Here is a 25,153-nt window from a genome sequence, read left to right as displayed (position 1 = left end):
CTCATATCCCCCTCATTTACTACCGTCGCCAGCCGTTTTTTCCGCTACGTGTTATAAATGATGCCTGGGTCAAGGTACGCAGCGTCTCTTATTTGCGGCCTTATTCCGCAAGATAAATTCACGATTTTTGTCTCCCTATCCTTATCTGTTGGCGCTTTTTGCCACACCACTTTCCCCACCCATCATTTTTCAGCCGAGGTTTTTCATGTATAAAAATGTCCAGTTATTCATTGATGGTCAATGGATGCCAAGTCTTTCCGGCCGCACTCTCCCCGTCGTCAATCCCGCGACAGAAGCGGTCATCGGTACCATTCCCCATGCCAGCAAAGAAGATCTGGATGCGGCGCTGGCATCGGCACAACGCGGCTTTGAAGTCTGGCGCGCCATGTCGGCCTACGACCGTTCCAAACTGATGCGCAAAGCAGCAGGTCTGCTGCGCGAGCGCGCTGGCGACATCGCCATCCAAATGACGCTGGAACAAGGTAAACCGCTGGCGCAAGCGAAAGCCGAAACGCTGGGCGCGGCCGATACCATCGAATGGTTTGCGGAAGAAAGCCGACGCGCCTACGGCCGTCTGGTGCCGGCCCGTGCGCCGGGTGTGTATCAAATGGTGATCAAGGAGCCAGTTGGCCCGGTCGCTGCCTTTACGCCGTGGAATTTCCCGCTCAATCAGATTGTGCGCAAACTGTCGGCCGCGCTGGCAGCAGGCTGCTCCATCATCGTCAAAGCCCCGGAAGAAACACCGTCCTCCCCGGCCGAACTGATCCGCGTCTTTGCCGACGCCGGCGTACCAGCAGGCGTCGTCAATCTGGTCTATGGCATACCAGCGGAAATTTCATCGTATCTGATCGCCCATCCGATCATCAAGAAAATCTCCTTTACCGGCTCTACCCCGATCGGCAAACAACTGGCGGCACTGGCTGGCCAGCACATGAAACGGGCGACAATGGAATTGGGCGGTCATGCACCGGCCATCATTTTCGACGATGCCGACATCGATACCGCTGTCGCGCAACTGGCAGCAAGCAAATTCCGCAATGCCGGTCAGGTCTGCGTCGCACCGACCCGCTTCCTGGTGCAGAAAAATGTCTTCAACAGCTTCGTCGATAAATTCGTCGCCGCTGCTGAAGCACTCAAAGTCGGCGATGGCATGGAGAAAGAAACCACCATGGGCCCGCTGGCAAACGAGCGTCGCCTGCCTGCGCTGCAAGCATTGATCGACGATGCCGTCGCTCAGGGCGCTACTCTGCGCACCGGCGGCAAGCGCATCGGCACCAAGGGTTATTTCTTTGCCCCGACCGTGCTGACCAATGTGCCATTGACGGCCCGCGTCATGAATGAAGAACCGTTCGGCCCGCTGGCACTCATCAACTCCTTTGACACACTGGACGAAGTGCTGACCGAAGCCAACCGTTTGCCATTCGGCCTGGCTGCCTATGCTTACACCGGCTCGGCGAAAACCACACATGCGCTGGCAAGCGGCGTCGAATGCGGCATGCTGACCATCAATCATCCCGGACTGGCATTGCCGGAAATACCGTTCGGCGGCATCAAGGACAGCGGCTACGGTTCTGAAGGTGGTACCGAAGCGATCGAGTCCTACTTCAATACCAAGCTGGTGACGCAGCTCGATATTTGAGCCACCGGCCGACTGATCGACTAATCGACTGATCTGATTCAGCCTGCATCAGGGGGCGCTGCCGGAAGGTAGCGCCCCTTTTGTATTTAATCGGCCGTATCGATAAGGGTGGCTGGGGCCGCCGCCAACGGCGCTGCATAGCAACAGCACTCAACGCAATGGTCGTTGACCATTCCTATCGCCTGCATATACGCATAAACAATAGTCGAGCCGACGAACTTGAATCCGCGCTTGGCAAGGTCTTTGGCAATCCGGTCGGACAAGGGCGTTTTAGCCGGGCAATCGGCCGTGGTCGGCCAGGCATTGCGTATGGGTTGTTCATCGACATAGGCCCATAAAAACGGCGCCAGACCGCCGACTTCCTCGCGCAGCCGCAAATAGCTGTGGGCGTTATTGATCGTCGAAGCAACTTTCAAGGGATTACGGATAATACCCGGGTCGGACAGTAACGACGCCACCTTGCGCTGGTCGTAAGTGGCGATTTTTTCGGCATCCCAGGCATCGAAAACCGTGCGGTAATGGGCCCGCTTATTGAGCACCGTCTGCCAGCTGAGTCCCGCTTGCGCCCCTTCCAGATTGAGCATTTCAAACAATTGCGTTTCATCGCGACAGGGCACACCCCATTCGTGGTCGTGATAGTCCACATACAGCGGATTGTCCAGATTGACCCAGGCGCAGCGTACTTGTGTTGTCATTGTTTTCCCTATGCCGGCCACAAAGGCGGCTCATCCATCAAAGCAATCTGTTCGCGCAATTCCAATATCCGGTCCTGCCAGTAGCGCTGGGTATTGAACCAGGGGAAGGCCACCGGAAACGCCGGGTCGTCCCAGCGCCGCGCCAGCCAGGCGGCGTAATGAATCAGCCGCAGGGTGCGCAAGGCTTCGATCAGGTATAGCTCACGCGGCTCAAAATCGCAAAAACTCTCATAGCCGGCCAGCAAATCGCTCAGTTGCCGCACCATGTCGCTACGCTCGCCCGACAGCAGCATCCATAAATCCTGCACCGCCGGTGCCATGCGGCTATCGTCAAAATCGACAAAATGCGGGCCAGCGTCGGTCCACAGCACATTGCCGACATGGCAGTCGCCATGCACGCGAATCAAGCGCACCATCCCGGCGCGATCGAAGCAGCGCTGCACGCCCTCGAGCGCCTGATCCACCGTGGTACGCCAGGAGGGCAGTAAATCAGCGGGGATAAAGTCGTGTTCCAGCAGGTAGGCACGCGACTCACGACCGAAGGTGTCAATGTCCAGCGTTGGTCGCAGTGCGAAATCGCGCGTCGCCCCCAACGCGTGGATGCGGCCGATGAAACGGCCCAGCCATTCCAGCGTGTTGCTGTCCTCAAGTTCGGGCGCTCGCCCTCCATGACGGGAAAAGACCGAGAAACAGAATCCGCCAAAATGATGCAACGAGCCCTGCCCCGCCAGATGCAGCGCCGGCACGACTGGAATTTCCGCCGCGACCAGTTGCTCGACGAAGGCGTGTTCTTCCAGAATCGCCGCGTCGCTCCAGCGTTGCGGCCGATAAAATTTGGCGATCAGCGGCGGCCCTTCATCCATGCCAATCTGGTACACCCGGTTTTCATAACTGTTAAGGGCCAGCAGACGGCCATCGCCCTGCAATCCGACCGACTCCAGCGCATCAAGTACGGTATCCGGGGAAAGTCCGGCAAACGATAGAGCGGTTTCAGTAGTATCCATAGCGATCCATTGTACGTGCTTGCCACCCGCGCGCCGGGCGCAGGCATTACACTGCGGTCTTTACCTTTAAAGTTAGCGCCATCATGCAACTCGACCAGCCCTTATCCGATGAAGAATTCGAAGAATTAGACGATTTCCTGCTTTCCGACCGCTGCGCCCACGACAGCATGACCATGGACACCCTGCACGGTTTTCTGACTGCGCTGGCGATCGGCCCGCAAGAAGTGCTGATGGCCGAATGGCTGCCGCAGGTCTGGAGCAACGACAGCCCGACGCCGCCGCAATTTGCGTCCGAAAAGGAAGCAGAACGACTGACCGGCCTGATCGCCCGCTTCATGAATGAAATCGCGATCACGCTGGAAGTCGCACCGAAAGAATACGAACCGCTGTTTTGCGAACGCGAATGGGAAGGCAAAAGTCTGCTCGACGGCGAGGCATGGTCTGCCGGATTCTGGGAGGGCATGCAACTGCGCTGGCCGCAATGGCAAGCCATTTTCGATTCGCCGCTGGCACCCTTGATGCGTCCGATTTATCTGCTCGGCGCAGATGAGCTGGAAGAAGAGGAATTGCTGCTGATTGATACCCCGATCAAATCCGACAAGCTGGCCGTGGAAGTCGAATCGGCGATCCCGCATATTTATCGTTTCTGGCAACCGCTGCGCAAATCGGCGGTGGAAACGGTGCAGCGCGATCAACCCAAAATCGGGCGTAATGATGTATGTCCCTGCGGCAGCGGCAAGAAATTCAAGAAGTGCTGCGGGCAGGACGTTCCCGACTCGGAATCCAATACATGAACTAAATTGCAAGAATGATCAGGCGGCAGCAACGTAGCTGTTGTTAGCCGCCAACAACCTTACCAACCGCCGCCCGGGGAGACTCTCTGCGCGGCGGTTTGTATTTCGAAGTTTTACGAGACTTTTCGTTCTCGTCTGATGTCCTTGATTTCAGCAAATTGATGTAATGCGATACAGCCAGAGAACAAGCCCGGCTCATGCAGAACCAGGCAGACAAATTTTTTGTCTGCTCCATCAATTTGTTAATTAAGGAAGCATCATGTCTAAACGCATTTTACGTACTTCACTGACCCTCGCCGCCATGACCGCCGCACTGGTTTCCATCCCTTCTTTCGCTGCTGACGAATCGGGTTTTTATATGGGTGGTGGTCTTGGTTATCAAAATACCGACATCGACGATATCGGTGATTATGCAGATCGCCGCCGCAAGAACGGCTACGATGTCTCAGAAAAAGATTCTGGTCTCGGCATGAAAATTTATGGCGGCTACCAATTCAACCAGAACTTCGCCATCGAAGGCAGCTGGATCGATATGGGGAAATACACCGCCGAAGAAAGACGGGCCGGATATCACGAAGACTTTAAAGTCAAAACTTACGGTCTAGGTATTGCTGCAGTCGGTCTACTGCCGGTTACAAGCGAAATTTCGTTAATGGGTAAAGTCGGTGGCATCTATAAAAACACCAAAATTACTGATAGCACTAGAAATACTGGCCCTGGTTATTCCTATTCCCGCGAATATGAATCGAAAAAACATAGTGTCAGCCTGTTATTGGGCGTAGGCGCAGAATACAAAATCACACCTAAACTGGCACTACGCGTGGAATACGAATATTTTGGAAAAACTCCCGTTAGTAGTGACTCCGATGCAAAAATGCAAAACCACTTGCTCTCCGCAGGCGTCCGTTACACGTTCTAAAAAATGGGAGGAAGCCATTTCCTCCCAACAGTTTTAAACAGTTTGATCGCGGGCGAACTATCAGAAAAAACAGCACTGCCGGCAACCGGCAGTGCTGTCTGATTCAGGCAAGAGAAGATTAATCCAACGTCACTTCAACCTGAGTACTTATCTAGTACTTAATCACTAAGCCTTGATGAAATGCTCTCGGTAGTATTTCAATTCTTCAATCGACTCCAGAATATCTGCCAGCGCCGTATGCTTCTGATGCTTCTTGAAACCGCTGACCAGCTCCGGTTTCCAGCGACGGCACAATTCCTTCAGCGTCGATACATCCAGATTACGGTAATGGAAGAACGCTTCCAGCTTAGGCATACCGCGTGCCATAAAGCGACGATCCTGACAAATCGTATTACCGCACATCGGCGATTTTCCAGCCGGTACCAGATGCTTCATGAAATCAATCAGCGCCAGTTCCGCATCCAGTTCCGAGACGGTAGAGGCCTTCACTCTTTCGATCAGACCCGAACGGCCGTGCGTGCCCTTGTTCCAGGCGTCCATCTTGTCGAGCGTTTCATCGGATTGGTGGATCGCAAACACAGGGCCTTCGGCCAGGATGTTGAGTTCCGAATCGGTCACCACGACGGCCACTTCGATGATCCGGTCATTATCGGGATCGAGGCCGGTCATTTCCATATCGACCCACACCAGATTGAACTCATTGGGACGCGCCTGCTGCGGCGTGTTGCTAGCGATAACATTGCCATCGGTGGCTTGTGACATAATCGTTCCTTGTAATTTTAAGCATCGCCGCAAGTCATTCGCCTCGTCATCCGCAATGAAGAATAACGATCTGGTCGGCAAGCGGGCATTCATTTTCTCACAGGGCAAGCATGTCTTCACTCGTGTTTTCGGTTTTGTTTTGCGCTTTTCTCTTATTGAGCCTTACCGTGCGCTTCTGGCTGGGTTCGCGCCAGATCCGCCATGTGCTACTGCATCGTGATGCAGTACCGCAAGAATTCGCTGAAAAAATCCCCGCTGCCGCCCACCGCAAAGCGGCCGATTACACCGTCAGCAAAACCAAATTCGGCATGCTCACGCTGGGGATCAATGCCGCGGTATTGATAGGTTTCACGCTGATGGGTGGATTGCAGCTCCTGTCGGGCGCTCTGCTGAATTGGGCCGGCGCACCTGACATGTACTACCAGATTGGTCTGATTGTTGCCTTCTCCGTCATTTCCGGTGTCATCGACCTGCCTTTTGGCTACTACCGTCAGTTTGTGCTGGAGCAACATTACGGCTTCAATAAAATGACGCCGCGCCTGTTTTTCATCGACATGCTCAAATCCACGCTACTTGGCGCTGTCATCGGCCTGCCGCTGCTGTGGGTGGCGCTGACCCTGATGGCCAGCGCCGGTCAGTTCTGGTGGCTGTATGTCTGGCTGGTATTGAGCGCCTTCCAGCTACTGATGATGGTCTTGTACCCCTCCGTCATTGCGCCCCTGTTCAATAAATTCACGCTGCTCGACGACGATAGCTTGCGCACGCGCATAGAAGGTCTGATGACGCGTGTCGGATTTGCCTCCAAGGGCTTGTTCGTCATGGACGGTTCCAAGCGCAGCGCGCATGGCAATGCTTATTTCTCGGGCTTCGGCGCAGGAAAGCGAATTGTCTTTTTCGATACCTTGCTGGCCCGGCTGGCCCCGCAGGAAATCGAAGCAGTGCTGGCGCATGAACTCGGGCACTTCAAACTCAAGCACATCGTCAAGCGTATCGCGGTCATGTTCCTGCTGTCGCTCGGTTTCCTGGCACTACTCGGCTTTCTCAAGAATCAGGTCTGGTTTTATACCGGCCTGGGCGTTAATCCCTTGCTATTTGGCAACAACGACGCCATGGCGCTGGTCCTGTTCATGCTGGCACTGCCCATTTTCACCTTCCTGCTGTCGCCGCTGTCCTCGCTGACGTCGCGCAAGCACGAATTCGAAGCCGACGCCTTTGCCGTGCGTCACACGAATGCCGCCGATCTGGTGTCGGCACTGGTCAAACTCTATGAAGACAATGCGTCGACACTGACTCCCGATCCCTTGCATTCGGCTTTTTACGATTCGCATCCTCCTGCCACCGTCCGCATTAGCAAGCTGCATGCGGCCGCAGCCGATCTTCACCAAGCAAGTTAGGAATCTCCATGTCAAATTCCAGCGACCTGATGGCGCAGCAATGCCAGCCTCAGGCAGACGCCTTATCCGCCCAGCAAGTGCTGCATTATCTGTCCGCCGTCGAAGGCTGGGAGCAGGACGGGCAGCACATCGTCAAGACCTTCTCCTTTCAGAATTACTATGAAACCCTGGCATTCATCAACGCTATTGCCTATGTAGTCCATGCGCAGGACCACCACCCCGAATTGATCGTCACATACAACCGCTGCGTCATCCGTTTCGATACGCATAGCGTCAATGAGGGAAAAGGTGGGCTGTCGGTCAATGATTTCATCTGCGCCGCCAAGGTCGATGCCGTCTTCGACCTGTCTTTTTCCAAGCGTGTCTGAACACATGCAAGCGAAGAAATCCGCCACCGGGCCAAAAAACGCTCGATTGAGCAAAGCTGCCACCGAAATCGGCATCATCATTGCTGCTCACGGCCGCCACTATCTGGCCCAAAGCGGTGAAGACAAACTGCAATGCGTCACCCGCGGCAAGAAGACCGACGTCGCGGTCGGCGACCGCGTGCAGTTGCAACGCACCTCATTGAATCAGGCGGTGATCGAAGGCATAGAAGAGCGCCGCACCCTGCTCTACCGTTCCGATCAATACAAATCGAAACTGCTGGCAGCCAACGTCACGCAATTATTCATCGTCGTGGCGACCGAACCCGGCTTTGCCGACGACCTCATTTCGCGCGCACTGGTGGCCGCCGAAGCGGCCGGCATCGCCGCCCATATCGTGCTCAACAAGTGCGATCTGGTGGACGTTCTGGACCGCACCCGCGCCCGGCTGGATGTGTATCGCAATCTGGGCTATCCGATCCATGAAGTGTCGGCCAGAGCCACGCCGGAAGCCACGCGCGAGTGTTTCATGCCGCTGCTGCAAGGCCAGTCGACCATCCTGATCGGCCAGTCCGGCATGGGGAAATCTTCGCTGATTAATCTCATCATCCCGGGTGCCGATATCGCCGTGCGCGAAATTTCCGCCGCACTCGACACCGGCAAGCACACCACCACCTTCACCCGCCTCTATCTGATGGATGATGAAACCAGCATCATCGACTCGCCCGGCTTCCAGGAATTCGGCCTGTATCAGCTCAGCGAAGGCATGCTGGAACGCGCCTTCCGTGAATTCACTCCGTATCTGGGTCATTGCAAGTTCTACAACTGCCATCACCTCGCGGAACCGAGTTGTGCCGTGCTGGCAGCGGTGCATGACAACAAGATCGCCGCCATGCGGCACACCCTGTATGCGCAATTACTGCACGAATCCTCGCAAAAGCTATACTAAACGCCGGCTCTTTCATCCCAATCAAGCTTGGAAATGCTACAAAATCCCTTATAATTGAACCAGTTACCACAACCGGCGGCGGAGAAATCAGGCCGCCGTTTTCATTTATGGCAATCAAACATTATCTGCAATTCTCTGACTTCTCCCTCGACGAGTATCAATACGTCATGGAGCGCGCGAGCATCATCAAACGCAAGTTCAAAGATTACAAACCGTATCACCCGCTGGCAGACCGCACGCTGGTGATGGTGTTCGAAAAAAATTCCACCCGCACCCGGCTGTCATTTGAAGCCGGCATGCACCAGCTGGGCGGTGCCGCCATCTATCTCAATACCCGCGACAGCCAGCTCGGTCGCGGCGAACCGATAGAAGATGCGGCGCAAGTGATTTCGCGCATGTGCGACGTGATCATGATCCGCACCTTCGGTCAGGAAATCATCGAGCGCTTCGCCAGTTCTTCGCGGGTCCCGGTGATCAATGGCCTGACCAACGAACAGCATCCCTGTCAGGTACTGGCCGATATTTTCACCTTCATCGAGCATCGCGGCTCCATCGCCGGCAAGATCGTGGCCTGGGTCGGTGACGCCAACAACATGCTGTATTCCTGGCTGCAAGCGGCCGCCGTGTTCGGTTTCCACATCAATGTGTCGACCCCTGCCGGCTACGATATCGATCCCACGCAGGTTTCTGCCGAGGGCGCGAGTCGCTACACCTTCTTTGCCCATCCGGCCGATGCCTGTCACGACGCCGATCTGGTCACGACCGATGTCTGGACCAGCATGGGCTACGAAGAGGAAAAAAACGCCCGCCTGAAAGCCTTCGACGGCTGGATCGTCGATGCTGAAAAAATGCGCCGGGCCAAATCTGACGCACTGTTCATGCACTGCCTGCCAGCACATCGCGGCGAAGAAGTTTCCGCCGACGTGATTGACGGGCCGCAATCGGTGGTCTGGGACGAAGCGGAAAACCGGCTGCATGTGCAAAAAGCGCTGCTGGAATACCTGGTACTGGGCAAAATTAGCTGATGCTCCAGAAGGCCCCGCCCCTTCCGGCACCCCTCATTTATTCATAACCGACAAGTAAGCAGAAAGCAAACCATGAGCGACGTAAAAAAAGTAGTACTGGCCTATTCCGGTGGACTCGACACCTCGGTCATCCTGAAATGGCTGCAAGATAATTATCAGTGTGAAATCATCACCTTCACCGCCGACCTGGGTCAGGGCGAAGAAGTGGAACCGGCGCGTCAAAAAGCGCTGAAATTCGGCATCAAGCCGGAAAATATTTTCATCGACGATGTACGGGAAGAATTCGTGCGCGACTTCGTCTTCCCGATGTTTCGCGCCAATACCGTGTACGAAGGCGAATACCTGCTGGGCACCTCCATCGCCCGTCCGCTGATCGCCAAACGGCTCATCGAAATCGCCCGCGCCACCGGTGCCGATACCATTTCGCACGGGGCCACCGGCAAGGGTAACGATCAGGTGCGCTTTGAACTAGGTGCGTATGCCCTGATGCCGAACGTCAAAGTCATCGCCCCGTGGCGCGAATGGGATTTGCTGTCGCGTGAAAAATTGTTGAAATACGCGGAAGACGCCGGCATCGAAATCGACATGAAGCACAAAAACGGCGGCGCGCCCTACTCCATGGACGCCAACCTGCTGCACATCAGCTTCGAAGGCCGCCATCTGGAAAATCCAGCAGCGGAAGCCGAAGAAAGCATGTGGCGCTGGACGGTCAGCCCGGAAGCGGCACCTGACCAAGCCGAATACCTCGATATCGAATACGAAAAAGGCGACATCGTCGCCCTCAACGGCAAGCGCCTCTCGCCCGCCACTGTGCTGACCGAACTGAACCGCCTCGGCGGCAAACACGGTATCGGCCGTCTGGATCTGGTCGAAAACCGCTACGTCGGCATGAAATCGCGCGGCTGCTACGAAACCCCGGGCGGCACCATCATGCTGCGCGCCCACCGCGCTATTGAATCGATCACACTGGACCGCGAAGTCGCCCATCTGAAAGACGATCTGATGCCGCGCTATGCGTCGATGATTTACAACGGTTACTGGTGGGCGCCGGAACGGCTCACCTTGCAAACCCTGATCGACCAGACGCAGCAAACGGTCAACGGCTGGGTGCGCGTGAAGCTGTACAAGGGCAATGTGATCGTGGTCAGCCGCGACTCGAAGACCGATTCCCTGTTCGATCAGCAAATCGCCACCTTCGACGACGACAATGGCGCCTACGATCAGGCCGATGCCGGCGGCTTCATCAAGCTCAATGCCTTGCGCATGCGAATTGCCGCCAATGCTAAAACGAAGCGCGGTCAGTAAAACTGAGGCACTAAGAAATTGACGCCCGCTTTCCCGGCTGAATGCCGTGGAGAGCCGGGCGGCAGATCAGACAAAGTCAACATTCAAGGAAATGATCGATGAGCACCCAATTCGACCACGTATCGGCCATCAAGAAAGCCAATGTTTATTTCGACGGCAAATGCATTTCGCACACCATCGTCTTTGCTGACGGCAGCAAAAAAAGCCTGGGCGTGATCCTGCCTTCATCGCTGACCTTCAATACCGGCGCACCCGAAATCATGGAAATCAATGGCGGCGTCTGCAAGGTAAAACTCCAGGGCGAAACGCTCTGGACCACCTACGCCGCAGGCACCCGTTTCGACGTGCCGGCCAATTCCAGTTTCGATATCGAAACGCTGGAAACGCTGGATTATGTTTGTCATTTCGGCTGACAGCCACGGTCAGTCTCGTCAGGTTTGAACCATCTCAAAAGCCCGCGCTAAGGCGCGGCGCTTCTCTCTCCCCTCCTGCAATACCGCTTTCCTCGTTTAATTGACGAAGAAATCTGACCCGTCTTAATTATTTATTCGGAAATTAAAATCATAATTGTTTTTTAAAAATGATTTTCAATAACCTTATATAACGCTGCAACGCTTCGCCAGAATCAGATAAAAATAACTAAAAATCTGTATTGCCAGACGATCGAAACCTCCCATCTGACTTTGCCGTTCCATCGTTGCCTATTTACTATGCCATTCAAAACTCAGAACACATTTATTACCTCAAAAATAGGTATTTTTATCGCACTATGCCTGCTGACTTTATTAGTTCAATTATCACTCCGGCAGTCGGCGCAGGCCGAAACCCAATCTTCACCTTCAGCAACCGTATTGAGCTTTTACCAATGGTATCTGAGTTATTCGCGTGAAGAGGCCGACTCACCAAACGATGAAAAAACCAAATTCTCCTCTTACATTTCCGATGAGTTACTCCGTGAAATTGAAAAAGAAGAAGAAACTCAGGAATTTGTAGGTAACATTCCCTTCGTTCAAGCGGAGGATTGTTGTTTTGACGACTGGATCCAGAATATAAAGATTGGGAAAGCGAAAATAAATGGGGACACTGCGACGGTTGCCGTAACCCTAGGCTTAGCAGAACTAAACCTCGTTCGACTCAATATCAAATTAATCCGTAAAAAAGATATCTGGAAAATACGGGCAATAACAAAAATTCCTGACTAATTTTGGCCTTACTCCAGACGCCAGTAGCTCGGCTTATCAGTCCCATTCACGGGATTTTTTTATCCGTAAAAATAATAGCCCGCATTCAACCGAAACTGTCCCGTCCAAACTGTTGGACAGTTAACAAGCCAGGTTACCAATAGGAACTGATTAGGTATGACTTCTCACAAAGGGAAGTCAATTGCAGGAAAATCAATGGCGGCTGCAAACGCAAATGCAGCTGCAGCTGCAGCTGCCAACGGAACACAATAATGGCCCTGATATCGATCAGATATAAACCGGCTCCGGCTCCAGCCTCACGCCAAAGCGCGCCTCAACATCGGCCTGTATCGCTTTCGCCAGCTCCGCAATCTCCTGGCCGCTGGCACCGCCTCGATTGACCAGCACCAGCGCCTGCTTCTCATACACACCCGCCGCACCTAGCTGCCGGCCTTTCCAGCCGCATTGATCAATCAGCCAGCCCGCTGCCAGCTTATAGCTGCCATCTGGCTGCACATAGCCAGTCAATTGCGGCCAGAGCAGTGCCAGTTCCTGATACCGCTGCGCCGATACCAATGGGTTCTTGAAAAAACTTCCGGCATTGCCTGTCACGGCAGGGTCAGGCAGCTTGCGGCGACGTATCGCTATCACGGCGTCCGCTATCTCCCTTGGTGTCGGATCAGTAATCCCTGAAGCCTCCAACGCCTGCGCTACATCGGCATAGCGACAATTGGCTTGCCAGCGCCGCGGCAGAGCCAGCGTCACTTCCAGTACCACGGCGCGATTGCGCAGCGTCTGCTTGAAAACACTGTCGCGATAAGCAAAGGCGCAAGCAAGCGTATCCAGAGTCATCCGTTCGCCAGTCAGAAAATCGTAGGCCAGCGCCTGATGAAAACGATCCTTGAGTTCGACACCATAAGCGCCGATGTTCTGGATCGGTGCGGCACCGACACTGCCGGGAATCAGCGCCAGATTTTCCAGTCCACCCAGCCCCTGCGCCAATGTCCACTCCACCAGCCCATGCCAGCTTTCGCCGGCGGCAGCGCGCACGTAGACATAGTCCGCATCCTCCCCGGCGATGGCGATGCCACGGTTGCGCATATGCAGCACTAATCCGGGGAAATCGCGGGTCAGCAGCAGATTGCTGCCGCCGCCCAACACCAGCCGCGGCAAAGCCGACAAAGCGCTGTCCCGCCTGACGGCAGCGAGGATGTCGGCATCCGTAACTTCGAGGTAAGCAAGGGCCCGGGCGTCGACGCCAAAGGTATTGAAATTGCGCAATGAAAAATCGCGCTGAAGGGGAATGGGCAGCATAGGGGTGAAATTATAGCGGCAAGACTCTGGCAAATTACGCTAACTGTCAGTCAGTCCGTTAAAATGCGTACATATCAATATAGAAGGAATTGCCATGCCATCGTTCGACACCGTTTCAGAAGCCAATGTGGAAGAGGTCAAGAATGCCGTTGCACAAGCGAACAAGGAAATCACCACGCGCTTCGACTTCAAGGGCAGCGACGCCCGGGTTGAGCTGAAAGAGCGCGATCTGTCTGCCTATGCCGATTCCGAATTCCAACTCGCCCAGGTGCGCGACGTGCTGACCTCGAAAATGGTCAAGCGCAATGTGGATATCCGTTTTCTCGATATCGGCAAAATCGAAAAAATTGGCGGCGACAAGGTCAAGCAAGTTATCAAGGTCAAGGACGGTATCGAAGCCGACGACGCAAAAAAAATCGTGCGCGTGGTTAAGGACAGCAAGATGAAGGTACAGGCCAGCATTCAGGGCGATGCCGTACGCATCACCGGTGCCAAGCGCGACGATTTGCAAGCGGCGATGGCCATGCTGCGCAAGGAAATTGCCGATCTGCCGCTGGAATTCAACAACTTCCGCGATTAAGACGTCTCCGCGCACGGGCAAGTCTGCCTGCGATGGCAAATTGCCCCCTCCCAACACCACACAGTACCCCCGCAATGAAAAACGCCGCCATATGCCTTCCATCGGCACATAGCGGCGCTCTTTTCAAACACTCCTTCAGACCAATTCAGACCAATTCAGACCAAAATTGCACTTCTGAAGAATCCTGCTTATTCGCCTACCAAACGACGTTGCCGTACGGCCTGCGCCAATCCCTCCAGCACTGCCACGCTATCCTCCCAATTGATGCAACCGTCGGTAATCGACTGACCGTACGTCAGTTCCTTGCCCGGCACCATATCTTGCCGACCCGCCACCAGATGCGACTCCACCATCACGCCAACGATGCGCTGATCGCCACCCGCAATTTGCGCGCCGATATCGGCACAGACCGGGACCTGGTTTTCCCATTTCTTGGAACTATTGGCATGCGAGGCATCGACCATCAGGCGCGATGCCAGACCGTTACCGGCGATATCCTTGCAGGCGGCATCCACGCTGGCAGCATCGTAGTTGGGCTGCTTGCCGCCGCGCAGAATGATGTGGCAGTCCTCATTCCCCGAAGTCGAAACGATGGCCGAATGGCCGCCCTTGGTCACCGACAGAAAATGATGCGGCTGCGACGCCGCCTTGATCGCATCGACCGCAATTTTGACATTGCCATCGGTACCATTCTTGAATCCGACCGGGCAGGACAAGCCGGACGCCAGCTCACGATGCACCTGCGATTCGGTCGTACGCGCGCCAATCGCTCCCCAGCTAATCAGATCGGCAATGTATTGCGGGCTGATCACATCGAGGAATTCGGTACCGGCTGGCAAGCCCAGATCGTTGATATTGAGCAGCAGTTCGCGCGCCGTGCGCAAACCATCGTTGATACGGAAGCTGTTGTCCATGTAGGGGTCATTAATCAAGCCCTTCCATCCCACTGTAGTGCGTGGCTTTTCAAAGTAGACACGCATGACGATTTCCAGCTCGCCCTTGAAACGATCACGCTCGCCAGCCAGACGGCGGGCGTATTCCATCGCCGCCTTGGTGTCGTGAATCGAGCAAGGGCCAATCACTACCATCAGGCGGTCGTCCTGGCCGTGCAGGATGCGATGCAGCGCGGTGCGGCAATCCGCCGTTGTGGCGGAAATCTTTTCGGTCAGACCGAGTTCGCGGATCAAATGCGAGGGGGGAAGCAATTCTTTCATTTCTCTTATTCTTAAATCATCGGTGCGCGGCATTTTTCTCTCCAGGTTTCGGTCGCTTCGATACGGCAACATGATCGGGTAAAAAAAAACCGCCATCGCTGGCGGTTTTTGAATTCGGTTTAAAGTCTCTGCTTACGCACGCTTACCGCTTTTCACCGCCTTTGGGCTGGAATAGCTAAAGTAAAAATAATAAAAGTAAGCGTGGTGGCTAGACATATTTCGTCAGTAAGTTTCAAATCTAAGAACGCATATTGCTACATTTTTCTAGCATTGGCAAGCGGAGCAGGAAATTTTCTCAGAAAATCGCTAAAAATGAGTATTTATTGCATTTTAAGCACTCATCGCATGGTCATATGCACAAATCATGCAGTCCCACCCACTGTCACGCCATCGATACGCAAGGTCGGCTGGCCTACGCCCACCGGTACGCTTTGCCCTTCCTTGCCGCACACACCGACACCCGGATCAAGCCGCATGTCATTGCCTATCATCGAGACCCGGTTCAACACATCAGGGCCATTACCGATCAACGTAGCGCCCTTGACCGGATAAGTAATCTTGCCATTTTCAATCATGTAGGCTTCGCTGGCCGAAAACACGAACTTGCCGTTCGTAATATCGACCTGACCGCCGCCGAAATTGACCGCATACAAGCCATGTTTGACGGAGGCAATAATTTCTTGCGGGTCCTTGTCGCCACTCGGCATATAGGTATTGGTCATGCGCGGCATCGGCAAGTGAGCGAACGATTCGCGTCGTGCATTACCGGTCACCGGCATTTTCATCAGGCGCGCATTCATTGTGTCCTGAATATAGCCCTTCAGAATGCCATCCTCGATCAGCGTCGTGCACTGAGTGGGATTCCCCTCATCGTCAATATTGAGCGAGCCGCGCCGGTTAGCCAGCGTGCCATCATCGACCACCGTAACGCCCTTGGCCGCCACCCGTTCGCCGATACGGCCGGAAAACGTGCTGGAACCCTTGCGATTGAAATCGCCTTCCAGTCCGTGACCGATCGCTTCGTGCAGCAGAATGCCCGGCCAGCCGGAACCCAAGACCACGGTCATGGCACCCGCCGGTGCCGGCCGCGCATCCAGATTGACCAGCGCCGTTGCCACGGCTTCCGACGCATATTGTTCCAGCAGCTCATCGCTGAAATAGTCATAGCTGTAGCGACCGCCGCCGCCGCTGCTACCCATTTCACGTCGACCGTTTTGTTCCGCAATCACCGTCACCGACACCCGCACCAGCGGCCGGATATCGGCAGCGATCACGCCGTCGCTGCGCGCCACCAGCACCACATCGTATTCTCCGGCCAGACTGGCCATCACCTGCACCACGCGCGGGTCCTTGCTACGGGCGATGCGTTCGACACGCTCCAGCAGCGTGACCTTGGCGGTCGCGTCCAGCGAATTGAGCGGATCGTTCGGCAGATATAAGGAGCGGCCGCCACTGTGCTTGGCCGCACCGGCCACCTTGATCTTGCCACTACCCTGACGCGCAATCGTACGCGTGGCCGCAGCGGCTTCCAGCAAGGCCAGTTCGGAAATTTCATCGGAATACGAAAACGCCGTCTTGTCACCGACCACTGCCCGCACGCCGACGCCCTGATCGATTGCAAAACTACCGGTCTTGACGATGCCTTCCTCAAGACTCCAGCCTTCGCTCTTCGTGAACTGGAAGTACAGATCGGCATAGTCCACCTTGTGGTGGAACATGCTGCCCAGCGCCGACATCAGTTTGGATTCATCCAGCCCGAAGGGGGTCAGCAAAATATCGCGGGCGACGGCAAGAGCACTCAGATTCGGTTCGTATGGTTTCATAATGGATCGCTACTACGTTGACTAGGGGTAAAGAGCCGACCCGATAGTCGGGTGGACGAAATGTTAGGGATTGCCGGGAAGACTATTGCCGCCGCGCCAGGGCTGATTGAAACTCCCTTCACAGCGCTACAGCTTACGGTGTTTCAATGCAGGCAGACTTTCTCTGACATATTGTAGACGAAGGGCGTCAATCTCGCCGCTGACCAGACCAACGCCTTCCGGCAGCACGGATTTCACCTCGCCCCAAGGATCGATCAGCATGCTGTGGCCCCAGGTACGACGCCCATTCACATGCTTGCCCCCCTGCGCCGACGCCAGCACATAGCACTGATTTTCAATGGCCCGCGCCCGCAGCAGAATTTCCCAATGCGCCTGCCCTGTCGTATAGGTAAACGCCGCCGGCACCACGATCAGCGCGCACTCGCCGAGCGCCCGGTACAGCTCGGGAAAACGCAAGTCGTAGCACACCGACAAACCCACCTTGCCGAATGGCGCTTCGAAACTGCCGACGCTATCGCCGCGCACGATCGTGCGTGCCTCATCGTAGACTTCCTCACCCTTGGCGAAACTGAACAGGTGAATTTTGTCGTAGCGCACCACGCGCTGCCCATCCGGCCCATACACCAGCGTGGTGTTGACGACCTTGCCCGCTTCCGCACTCGCCAGCGGCAGCGTCCCGCCAATCAGCCAGATGCCATGCTGCGCCGCCAGCTCCGCCATGAAAGTTTGCAGCGGCCCGTCGCCGTCCTGTTCCGCATGCACCAGCTTGTCGTTTTCATGCAGGCCCATGATCGGCCAGTATTCCGGCAAGAGCACCAGTTGCGCGCCCTGCTCTGCCGCCAGCGCCACCTGCTCGCGCGCGACCTGCATGTTTTCTTCGACCTGCGGCGTCGATACCATCTGTACCGCCGCCACCTTAAATGTGTTGCCCATGTCTGCACTCCTTCGAAAATAGCCGTCGATGCGGCTGCTTATGGCGCCAGCAGCGCCTTGAAACCAGTCGCTGGCGGCGGGACTGCTCCGGCGTCGACATGATCAAGCTTGGTGACCAGCGGATCGCTCCAGGAACCGCTCACCTCATATTCGTAGGTCAGCGAACGCATCAGGGGATTGCGGAAAAATAATTGCGCCAGCATGCTGCCGACGCCAATGACAGGATTGAATACCGTCGCCACCACGGATGCCGTCCCGAGATTGAACTCAGGAATCACCACCACGCGCACCTTTTGCGTTTCCTTGACGATATCCGCCGTCCCTTTCATCAGTACCGTCGCCGCGACACCGGTCATCTTCAGATTGTCGGTACTGGCAACGCCGGATGCAATCGAAGCCGAACCCGCCAGCTTATCGAAGGCGAATCCTTGCGAAAACACATCACGGAAATCGAGCAGCAGCCGGCGCGGCAAGGCCTGCAAATTCAATACCCCTAACAATTTGGCAGCGCCTGAATCGACTTTCAAGAATTGTCCGCTGGCCATCTCCAGTTGCACCTGCCCCGACAGCGACGGCACATCCAGCGCGTAAGGCGCGCCGTTCCAGTTGGCCACGCCATCCATCTTACCGCTACCGCCACCAACCACCCGATCAAAACCAAAACGGTCGAGCAGCTTGCCGGCATTGTGAACGTCCAGTGCATACGTCAAATGTGTTTTGCTCTGTTTTTCACCCACGACCCAGCTACCGGTTGCATTGAGCAGGGCATCCTCATTTTTGAGCATAAGCTTATCAATAGCCCATTCGCTGCCGCCACCAACGGGCGCATTGCTGGCGACTAATTGCAGTCGGCCCAGCGATTTACCGAACAGTTCAAAGTCTTCGGCAACAATATCGAGCGCCGGAATTTGCGTCGTTATTGTTGACGAAGATTCAGAGGAGTGCTCTGGCGTCTCCGCTACCGCCCCCGGCACTGCCCGCGGGATACTCAATCGCACCAGTTGCGCGCTGATTTTTCCTGCGCCCCGACCATCAGCCGAAGGCGTCCAGGTCGCCTTGCCTGTTGCCTGATCCGAATGCAGGTTAAGTCCCCAGGAGCTGCCACGACGCGTCGCATCCAGCTCCATCTTGTTAAGCCGCTTGCCCATGACCACTACGGCATCGGCGCGCACCGCAATGGCGTTTGGCTCCAGATATTGGACCAGCGCATTATTGACAGCGGCACCGGCTTGGGTCGGTGTTTCATCCTGCCCGTCCATGGCCGTGCGGAACGCACTCCACTCATCCAGATTCAGCAGCGGCGTGGCAACGGAAAGCAGTACGCCACTGGCGGGCAAGGAAGCCGACCGGTTAATCCCTATGGACCCTGTCTGTACCGCCCACTCGGCATGCCGATCCAGCGGCTTTTGTCTTTGAAACCGGGCATTGACGACATTCCCCAGCGTCAGCCGGAGATCATCATGCTGCAAGAGAGCATCCGTGCTTGCCAACTGGTTAAGCTGAACGTGTAAGGGCAGCGCTTCTGCCGCAGGCTTACGCAAGGGCGCAGGCAAGTCGAAGGCCAGGCCCTGCAAGTTGGAATCGACGGCCACCTCCAGCAGGTGTTGCCGCAATCCTACCGTTGCCGTAAAGCGCGTCGCGCCGCTCACGCGCGCCAGCAAGCGCTGCATGGCGGCGTCAGGATAAGCTTTGCGCAAGCCTTCGGCATTCGCCCCGCCGACCACTTTGACCGCTGTAGTCCCGTCAGACTGAGTGCCGCCGGACAGCGCTACCGGCTCGCCCAGAAACACGCCTTTGATGGCATTCAGGCTGAAGCCTTTTTCATTGAAATTGAGCGCGCCACGTGCCTTGAACACCATCGGCAAGTCTTTTTGCAGCATTACGTCGTTATTTGAGAAAAGCACCTCGCCAACCACCTTGGCGCGATTCACATCCTCCAGAGGAACATGCAGTTTCAGGGCTAATTTGCTGTTGCCGCTGGCTTGTGTGTCCTCGGTAAAATGTTCAATCCATTGCGCCACGGGGCTGTCATTGACATACCGCAGCATGTCTTTCGCAGGGCCGCTGGCGTTACCACTGATGTCGAGGGTGACGTCTTCCAGCAAATTGGGAATGGCCACCCGTATGTCTGAAAGCGCCGCCCCGTAAGTGCTGCCGGTATCGCCATGCACCGTCAAGCGTGTCCGGTCGATCGCAAAATTGCCACTGACATTTTCCAACAGTGGCCAGATCGGTGAAATGCCATCTTTGCCAAATCGCCCCGGCTCGTACTCCATGGTCAGGCCATCGAATTTACCGGCCACACTAAAGTGACCATCTGACGGCTTGCCAGAGGCGGACGGCTGAAACGGAAAGTGCGCCAGATCGCCCTGCAACACCAGATTCACATCCTGCGCATTGCCGGCATGGAAGGCGCCCTTCAACCAGCTCTGCGTCAGGGGTGGCATGTTCAATGGCAAATACGACGGTATCTGTTTGATGTCGAAACGGTCGAGATGCGCCTTCATGTCCATCACGCCAGCACCACTGCCATCTAAAGGCAACAAATGCGAACCGCTCAGACTTCCGGCAAACGCCGCCTGGGCGAACTTCATGTCATCGATTTGCACCTGCAGTTTCTGGTCCTTGCGCAAATTCCAGCGCGCATGCAGCGCCAGACTATCGAGCGGCAGTGTAGCGACCTGCAACATCGGTAACTGCAAGGACAATTTCCGGGAATCGAGCATCAGCGAGCCACCCCGTTCATTGGTATCGATATGGCCGCTCAGATTATCGAAACCAGGCATGGCCGGCGTCGCCGCCCGCCCCGTCAGCGACAACTTGCCGTTAACCGATGCCTGACGGGCCGGCTGGCTGTGCAGGCTCAAGCCCGTAAAATCACCCTGCAAGCGGTAGGACACGATATCGGGATAAGCACCGCGCCATTGGGCGGAAAAATCACGCAGCTGTCCCTTGGGAGACAGATCGGTCAGCAAACGACGTTGCGCCGGCGCTATCGGCAAACGGCCAGCAAGGTTTGCCAGGGTGTCCAGATCAAGGCGTTTGGCGACAATGGTGAATTGTTCAGGGCGTTGTCTGGCGGCGGGGATATACGTTTCGCTAATAGTGGTGGGCGCGAGGCGCAAGCCATCTTCCATTTGCAAAGAAAAATTGCTCACGGCAATGGTGTGGCCACCCTCACCAAACGCCAGCACGCCCTTATCCGTCACCGAGGCCAAAGCGCCGGTTCCGTATTCTTGCGCGGTAATGCGGCCGCTGACCTGCGCCACATGCAAAGGCTGAAGGCTGGGACGCAGTTGCGCCGACAACTTGCCCAGATTGACATCCGCCGTCAGGTTCTCGACTTTGCCGCTATCGAGCTTCAGCCAGGCCCGTACCGAACCGCTTCCGCTGTCGAGCGCAAAGGGATAATCGAACCAGGGTTTCCATGCGCTCAGATCGGTCTGGCGCAGATCGGCATACAGTTCGCCCTTCCAGCGCAGAGGGTCGGAAATTTTTCGCGCAAACGGGAGATGGAAAAAATCGGCGCGCACATCCAGCGGCGCTGCCAGCGTCGACGGCGGTGTCGCCCGCAGGGAGAATTGGTGTCTTAGCCAGCCATTGCGCAATACCAGATTGACCTGGTCCAGCGCCAGTTCGGGCGCGCCGCGCAAGTCATCCTGCCAGCGCACGCGTCCGTTGCGGATCAGAATTTCATGTTGCGTCAGCATCCAGTCCATGCCCGCGCCGTTGCCACCACGGTTGAGCGGCACGCCGGCAATCCACAGTTGCCCATCGGCAGCGCGGCGTATGCTCAGATCGGGCGCATCGATCGTCAATTGGTCGAAGCGCACCTCCCCCAGCAATACCGAACTCCAGGACAAGGTAGCCGACACTTGCGGCAAACTCAGTGCGACGGCGCCATCCGGCCCATGAATGGCCACATCACGCAAGACCAGATGCGGCTGCAAGCCACTCCAGGAAGCATCCAATACGCCGATTGTGAGTGGGCGGCCAACCGCCCTTCCGGCGAGTTTCTCGATGGCCGGCTGGTAATAATCGATATGCGGCAACACCGCATAGCGCAGCACCAGGAACAAGGCGCAAAAGACAAAATAAGCGACCAGCGTTACCCGCAAGGCGAGCCGCAGCGCCAGCTTCAGCCAGCACCAGGGATGGTGTGCGCAGCGGCACAGCACGGCACTGCTTGTCTTGATGGCCCGGCTGATGGTGCATTTGATGGCGCAGCGCCACCCTTTCGGGTGGTCGGGGTTACGCTCATCGGAATCGGGTGCGGGCATCGGCAAAATCTAAAAAAACAATCATCAAAAATAGCAGCGGGTGGCATGATGTCAGGCATTGCCCCCAATGAAACGCCTCTTCCATGCATCAGACTCTGAAACATTCCCGACCCGTCCAGCAATCGCCTCTCATTATCGCACTGATATGTAGCGCTCGACGCAGTACGCGCCCCAAGGGATCAATTCCGGGCGTCGCCCTCCCGTTCGTCTACGGGAATCGCTGATGAAGCCGGCGCTGGTGGACAGCTCCGCCTCCCGTTTCTTCGTCCGCTGGAGTCAGGCCGACCCGTGCCGCCCGGCAATGATTGCCGATTGCGCACAGGCGCCACTGAGCGTGAGTGATTTCATCCGGCTATTACAACGCGAAACCGACGCCGGCCTGACTTTACCGGCCGCCATGCGTCGGCTGCGCAATCTGGTGGTCACCACGCTCATAGCGCGCGATCTGTCGGGACGCGCCGATCTGGCGGAAGTCGTCGCCACCATGACCGCCTTCGGCGATTTCGCCATCACTACCCATCTGGATGCCCTGATGCAGGAAATGATCGCCCTGCACGGCGTACCGGTGGGCGATGAGTCGGGCCGTGCGCAGGAAATGATCGTGCTGGGCATGGGCAAGCTGGGCGGCGGCGAACTCAACGTGTCCTCCGACATCGACCTGATTTTCGTCTACCCCGAAGATGGCGATACCCACACTACCGAAGCCGATCAGCGCAGCCTGTCCAACCACGAATTTTTTATCCGTCTCGGCAAAAAGCTGATTGCCGCCCTGTCTGAAATCACCGAAGAAGGATTTACCTTCCGCGTCGATATGGCGCTGCGGCCGAACGGGGCCTCGGGACCGCTGGTGTCCAGCCTGAACATGGTCGAGCAATATCTGATCCGTCAGGGGCGCGAATGGGAACGCTACGCCTGGACCAAGGCGCGGGCAGTGACCGGTGCCGCCGAAGATATCGCCGCGCTGGAAGCGATCAGCCACCCCTTCATTTTCCGTCGCTACCTCGATTACGGCAGCATCGACGCCTTGCGCTCGATGCACGCGCAGATCCGCGCCGAGGTCAACCGCCAGGAAACCCTGCACCCCGACCGCAGCAACAACGTCAAGCTGGGTCGCGGCGGCATTCGCGAAATCGAATTTCTGAGTCAGGTATTCCAACTGATACGCGGCGGTCGCGAAGCCGATCTGCGCGACCGCTCCACCCGCGCCACGCTGGCCACGCTGTCGCTCAGAGGCTTGCTGGCAGCTGAGGTAGTCGAGCAACTGCTGTGTTCTTACACCTTCCTGCGCAATCTGGAACATCGGCTGCAATACCTGGAAGACGCCCAGACGCACACTCTGCCCAACAACGACGCCGATTGTCTGCTGATCGCACAGATGATGGGCTATCCCGACACAGCGTCGCTGCTCAAGACGCTGGACCAACACCGGCAGCAGGTCGCCGCCCAGTTCGACGCCATTTTCAGCGACAAGCACAGCGAAACGCCGGACGATATCCAGGCCGCCGGTGTCGCCGCCGCCTTGAGCGCGCTCAATGGCGAGAACAGCCTGACCGACATCAAGGCTCACCTGCACACCCTGCAATTTCAGGATGCCGAGGCCGCCGCGCAGCGTTTGCTGCTGACCTGGGGCTCTGCGCGCATGCAAACGCTGCCCGAAGTCAGTCGGGATCGCCTGGTCGCCCTGATCATCGATGCGCTGAAAATCATCAGCAAGCAGCCGGAGGGCCAACTGACCACGCTGGGACGGCTGCTCGACTTCCTCGACAACATCGCCCGCCGCGCTGCCTACCTGGCGCTGCTGACGGAATATCCGCGCGCGCTGGACCGGCTCATCCGCATGATCGCCGCCAGCGGCTGGGCCGCGACCTATCTGACCAAGCATCCGCTTCTGCTCGACGAATTGCTGGACGACGCCGCCCTCAACGCCGCACCCAACTGGCCCGCCTTCGCTGCCGATTGCGAACAGCAACTGGCCAGCACCGCCGGTGATATCGAACGGCAGATGGATATCCTGCGCGAAATGCACCATGCCCAGCAATTCCGGCTGCTGGCGCAGGATCTGGAAGGAGAACTCAGCGTGGAACGGCTGGCCGACCACCTGTCCGCGCTGGCCGACACCTTAGTGCAAATCACCTTGAACGCCGTCTGGCAAACCATTGCGCAGCGTCACAAGGAAAGTCCCAGCTTTACCGTCATCGCTTACGGCAAGCTGGGCAGCAAAGAACTGGGCTATGTCTCGGATCTGGATGTGGTGTTTCTGTATGAGGACGACGATCCTGAAGCGCCCGGACTATACGCCCGGCTGGCGCAGCGATTCATTACCTGGATGACGGCCTATACCCCGGCCGGCATCCTGTTCGATATCGATATCGCACTGCGTCCGGACGGTGCCAGCGGTTTGCTGGTTTCGTCCTTCGCCACCTACGAACGATATCAGCGCCAGTCGGCCTGGCCGTGGGAACATCAGGCGCTGACCCGCGCCCGCTGGTGCGCCGGCGACGCCGCTCTTGGCACGCGCTTTGAAGCGCTGCGCGAAGCGGTACTGCGCCAGCCGCGTGACATCCTCGCGCTCAAGCATGACGTCGTGCTGATGCGCGACCGGATGCGCGCTGCCAACCCGGAACGCCCGGCGAAATTCGACCTCAAGCATGCCGCCGGCGGCATGATCGACATCGAATTCATCGTGCAATTTTTGGTATTGGCGCATGCCGATGCTTACCCGCAGTTGACCGCCGATATCGGCAATATCGCCCTGCTCAAACTCTGCGCCTCGCTCTGCCTGACCGATGCCTCGCTGGCAGAAGCTGCCGCCAATGCCTATCGCGACTATCGTAAATTGCAGCATCAGCTGCGTCTGCAGGGAGAAGAAAAAGCCTCGGTTGCCCCGACTCAAGTAGAGCGGCAAAGTCTCGCCGTACAGCAGCTGTGGCGACACACGTTTGCGGAAACACCGGTTTGAAAAAGCATTAAGAACACA

20 protein-coding genes are annotated in these 25,153 nt (G+C 56.5%); 12 read left to right on the top strand and 8 right to left on the bottom strand.

The window, feature by feature from the left end; translation table 11 throughout:
• Positions 1-205 precede the first annotated feature (205 nt).
• Positions 206-1,639 (top strand): NAD-dependent succinate-semialdehyde dehydrogenase, encoded by a 1,434-nt coding sequence (locus RGU70_RS07665; protein ID WP_322208802.1) that lies wholly within the window; start codon positions 206-208, stop codon positions 1,637-1,639.
• A gap of 86 nt (positions 1,640-1,725) precedes the next feature.
• Here RGU70_RS07665 and RGU70_RS07660 read toward each other — a convergent pair whose 3' ends face one another.
• Entirely contained in the window at positions 1,726-2,334 is a 609-nt protein-coding gene (locus RGU70_RS07660) for a DNA-3-methyladenine glycosylase I (RefSeq protein ID WP_322208801.1), read from the bottom strand.
• An 8-nt stretch (positions 2,335-2,342) separates the two neighbouring features.
• Positions 2,343-3,338, bottom strand: coding sequence for a serine/threonine protein kinase (locus tag RGU70_RS07655; protein WP_322208800.1), 996 nt, complete (start codon positions 3,336-3,338; stop codon positions 2,343-2,345).
• A gap of 83 nt (positions 3,339-3,421) precedes the next feature.
• Here RGU70_RS07655 and RGU70_RS07650 point away from each other — a divergent pair, with 83 nt between their 5' ends.
• Both RGU70_RS07650 and RGU70_RS07645 read left to right on the top strand, forming a co-directional pair.
• Positions 3,422-4,132: a UPF0149 family protein gene (locus RGU70_RS07650; RefSeq protein WP_322208799.1), complete on the top strand. Its 711-nt coding sequence runs from the start codon at positions 3,422-3,424 to the stop codon at positions 4,130-4,132.
• A gap of 259 nt (positions 4,133-4,391) precedes the next feature.
• Entirely contained in the window at positions 4,392-5,051 is a 660-nt protein-coding gene (locus tag RGU70_RS07645; RefSeq protein ID WP_322208798.1) for an outer membrane beta-barrel protein, read from the top strand.
• Between the two features lie 165 nt (positions 5,052-5,216).
• On the opposite strand, the gene orn is transcribed toward RGU70_RS07645, so the two are convergent.
• The gene (orn, locus tag RGU70_RS07640) at positions 5,217-5,813 is read right to left on the bottom strand and encodes an oligoribonuclease (protein ID WP_322208797.1); all 597 of its coding nucleotides are present in this window, start codon (positions 5,811-5,813) and stop codon (positions 5,217-5,219) included.
• 110 nt (positions 5,814-5,923) lie between these two features.
• Here orn and RGU70_RS07635 point away from each other — a divergent pair, with 110 nt between their 5' ends.
• The 7 genes from RGU70_RS07635 to RGU70_RS07605 all read left to right on the top strand — a co-directional run bounded on the left by RGU70_RS07635 (position 5,924) and on the right by RGU70_RS07605 (position 12,053).
• On the top strand, positions 5,924-7,207 hold the full coding sequence (locus RGU70_RS07635) for a M48 family metallopeptidase (protein WP_322208796.1): 1,284 nt from the start codon (positions 5,924-5,926) through the stop codon (positions 7,205-7,207).
• Between the two features lie 8 nt (positions 7,208-7,215).
• Positions 7,216-7,575, top strand: a complete 360-nt coding sequence (locus RGU70_RS07630) for a 4a-hydroxytetrahydrobiopterin dehydratase (protein ID WP_322208795.1) — start codon at positions 7,216-7,218, stop codon at positions 7,573-7,575.
• Between the two features lie 4 nt (positions 7,576-7,579).
• Positions 7,580-8,521 (top strand): ribosome small subunit-dependent GTPase A, encoded by a 942-nt coding sequence (gene rsgA / locus RGU70_RS07625; protein WP_322208794.1) that lies wholly within the window; start codon positions 7,580-7,582, stop codon positions 8,519-8,521.
• A gap of 107 nt (positions 8,522-8,628) precedes the next feature.
• Entirely contained in the window at positions 8,629-9,546 is a 918-nt protein-coding gene (gene argF, locus RGU70_RS07620) for an ornithine carbamoyltransferase (RefSeq protein WP_322208793.1), read from the top strand.
• A 72-nt stretch (positions 9,547-9,618) separates the two neighbouring features.
• A complete protein-coding gene (locus RGU70_RS07615; RefSeq protein WP_322208792.1) occupies positions 9,619-10,851 on the top strand; it encodes an argininosuccinate synthase in 1,233 nt (410 codons plus the stop codon).
• Positions 10,852-10,949: 98 nt separating this feature from the next.
• The gene (locus tag RGU70_RS07610; protein ID WP_322208791.1) at positions 10,950-11,264 is read left to right on the top strand and encodes a pyrimidine/purine nucleoside phosphorylase; all 315 of its coding nucleotides are present in this window, start codon (positions 10,950-10,952) and stop codon (positions 11,262-11,264) included.
• 297 nt (positions 11,265-11,561) lie between these two features.
• Positions 11,562-12,053 (top strand): DUF3828 domain-containing protein, encoded by a 492-nt coding sequence (locus RGU70_RS07605; protein WP_322208790.1) that lies wholly within the window; start codon positions 11,562-11,564, stop codon positions 12,051-12,053.
• Between the two features lie 267 nt (positions 12,054-12,320).
• Here the strand turns inward: RGU70_RS07605 and murB are convergent, their stop codons facing one another.
• Positions 12,321-13,346, bottom strand: coding sequence for a UDP-N-acetylmuramate dehydrogenase (gene murB / locus RGU70_RS07600; protein WP_322208789.1), 1,026 nt, complete (start codon positions 13,344-13,346; stop codon positions 12,321-12,323).
• 94 nt (positions 13,347-13,440) lie between these two features.
• Here murB and RGU70_RS07595 point away from each other — a divergent pair, with 94 nt between their 5' ends.
• Positions 13,441-13,926 carry a YajQ family cyclic di-GMP-binding protein gene (locus RGU70_RS07595; protein WP_322208788.1) on the top strand — a complete coding sequence of 162 codons (486 nt, stop codon included), beginning with the start codon at positions 13,441-13,443 and terminating at the stop codon, positions 13,924-13,926.
• Between the two features lie 188 nt (positions 13,927-14,114).
• Here RGU70_RS07595 and aroG read toward each other — a convergent pair whose 3' ends face one another.
• The 4 genes from aroG to RGU70_RS07575 all read right to left on the bottom strand — a co-directional run bounded on the left by aroG (position 14,115) and on the right by RGU70_RS07575 (position 22,176).
• Entirely contained in the window at positions 14,115-15,173 is a 1,059-nt protein-coding gene (aroG, locus tag RGU70_RS07590; protein ID WP_322208787.1) for a 3-deoxy-7-phosphoheptulonate synthase AroG, read from the bottom strand.
• Positions 15,174-15,502: 329 nt separating this feature from the next.
• Positions 15,503-16,963 carry a metalloprotease TldD gene (gene tldD / locus RGU70_RS07585; RefSeq protein WP_322208785.1) on the bottom strand — a complete coding sequence of 487 codons (1,461 nt, stop codon included), beginning with the start codon at positions 16,961-16,963 and terminating at the stop codon, positions 15,503-15,505.
• A gap of 126 nt (positions 16,964-17,089) precedes the next feature.
• A complete protein-coding gene (locus RGU70_RS07580) occupies positions 17,090-17,896 on the bottom strand; it encodes a carbon-nitrogen hydrolase family protein (protein ID WP_322208784.1) in 807 nt (268 codons plus the stop codon).
• A 38-nt stretch (positions 17,897-17,934) separates the two neighbouring features.
• Positions 17,935-22,176, bottom strand: a complete 4,242-nt coding sequence (locus RGU70_RS07575; RefSeq protein ID WP_322208783.1) for a YhdP family protein — start codon at positions 22,174-22,176, stop codon at positions 17,935-17,937.
• Between the two features lie 223 nt (positions 22,177-22,399).
• Between RGU70_RS07575 and glnE the strand changes: the two genes are divergently transcribed.
• Entirely contained in the window at positions 22,400-25,135 is a 2,736-nt protein-coding gene (gene glnE / locus RGU70_RS07570; protein ID WP_322208782.1) for a bifunctional [glutamate--ammonia ligase]-adenylyl-L-tyrosine phosphorylase/[glutamate--ammonia-ligase] adenylyltransferase, read from the top strand.
• The last annotated feature ends 18 nt before the right edge of the window (positions 25,136-25,153 follow it).

Origin of the sequence: Herbaspirillum sp. RTI4 (genome assembly GCF_034313965.1) — a bacterium.
In the GTDB taxonomy this organism is placed as follows: Bacteria; Pseudomonadota; Gammaproteobacteria; order Burkholderiales; family Burkholderiaceae_D; genus Herbaspirillum.
Note: the sequence above shows the minus strand (reverse complement) of the source record. Positions and strands in the feature narration are given on the sequence as shown.

Excerpts from the sequence above, each read along its gene's own strand:
- RGU70_RS07595 (WP_322208788.1), top strand. The coding sequence starts at position 13,441 with ATGCCATCGTTCGACACCGTTTCAGAAGCCAATGTGGAAGAGGTCAAG.
- RGU70_RS07605 (WP_322208790.1), top strand. The coding sequence starts at position 11,562 with ATGCCATTCAAAACTCAGAACACATTTATTACCTCAAAAATAGGTATT.
- RGU70_RS07635 (WP_322208796.1), top strand. The coding sequence starts at position 5,924 with ATGTCTTCACTCGTGTTTTCGGTTTTGTTTTGCGCTTTTCTCTTATTG.
- murB (WP_322208789.1), bottom strand. The coding sequence starts at position 13,346 with ATGCTGCCCATTCCCCTTCAGCGCGATTTTTCATTGCGCAATTTCAAT.
- RGU70_RS07660 (WP_322208801.1), bottom strand. The coding sequence starts at position 2,334 with ATGACAACACAAGTACGCTGCGCCTGGGTCAATCTGGACAATCCGCTG.
- RGU70_RS07630 (WP_322208795.1), top strand. The coding sequence starts at position 7,216 with ATGTCAAATTCCAGCGACCTGATGGCGCAGCAATGCCAGCCTCAGGCA.
- RGU70_RS07575 (WP_322208783.1), bottom strand. The coding sequence starts at position 22,176 with ATGCCCGCACCCGATTCCGATGAGCGTAACCCCGACCACCCGAAAGGG.
- RGU70_RS07610 (WP_322208791.1), top strand. The coding sequence starts at position 10,950 with ATGAGCACCCAATTCGACCACGTATCGGCCATCAAGAAAGCCAATGTT.
- glnE (WP_322208782.1), top strand. The coding sequence starts at position 22,400 with ATGAAGCCGGCGCTGGTGGACAGCTCCGCCTCCCGTTTCTTCGTCCGC.
- aroG (WP_322208787.1), bottom strand. The coding sequence starts at position 15,173 with ATGCCGCGCACCGATGATTTAAGAATAAGAGAAATGAAAGAATTGCTT.
- rsgA (WP_322208794.1), top strand. The coding sequence starts at position 7,580 with ATGCAAGCGAAGAAATCCGCCACCGGGCCAAAAAACGCTCGATTGAGC.
- RGU70_RS07615 (WP_322208792.1), top strand. The coding sequence starts at position 9,619 with ATGAGCGACGTAAAAAAAGTAGTACTGGCCTATTCCGGTGGACTCGAC.
- RGU70_RS07645 (WP_322208798.1), top strand. The coding sequence starts at position 4,392 with ATGTCTAAACGCATTTTACGTACTTCACTGACCCTCGCCGCCATGACC.
- RGU70_RS07650 (WP_322208799.1), top strand. The coding sequence starts at position 3,422 with ATGCAACTCGACCAGCCCTTATCCGATGAAGAATTCGAAGAATTAGAC.
- RGU70_RS07665 (WP_322208802.1), top strand. The coding sequence starts at position 206 with ATGTATAAAAATGTCCAGTTATTCATTGATGGTCAATGGATGCCAAGT.
- RGU70_RS07655 (WP_322208800.1), bottom strand. The coding sequence starts at position 3,338 with ATGGATACTACTGAAACCGCTCTATCGTTTGCCGGACTTTCCCCGGAT.
- orn (WP_322208797.1), bottom strand. The coding sequence starts at position 5,813 with ATGTCACAAGCCACCGATGGCAATGTTATCGCTAGCAACACGCCGCAG.
- tldD (WP_322208785.1), bottom strand. The coding sequence starts at position 16,963 with ATGAAACCATACGAACCGAATCTGAGTGCTCTTGCCGTCGCCCGCGAT.
- RGU70_RS07580 (WP_322208784.1), bottom strand. The coding sequence starts at position 17,896 with ATGGGCAACACATTTAAGGTGGCGGCGGTACAGATGGTATCGACGCCG.
- argF (WP_322208793.1), top strand. The coding sequence starts at position 8,629 with ATGGCAATCAAACATTATCTGCAATTCTCTGACTTCTCCCTCGACGAG.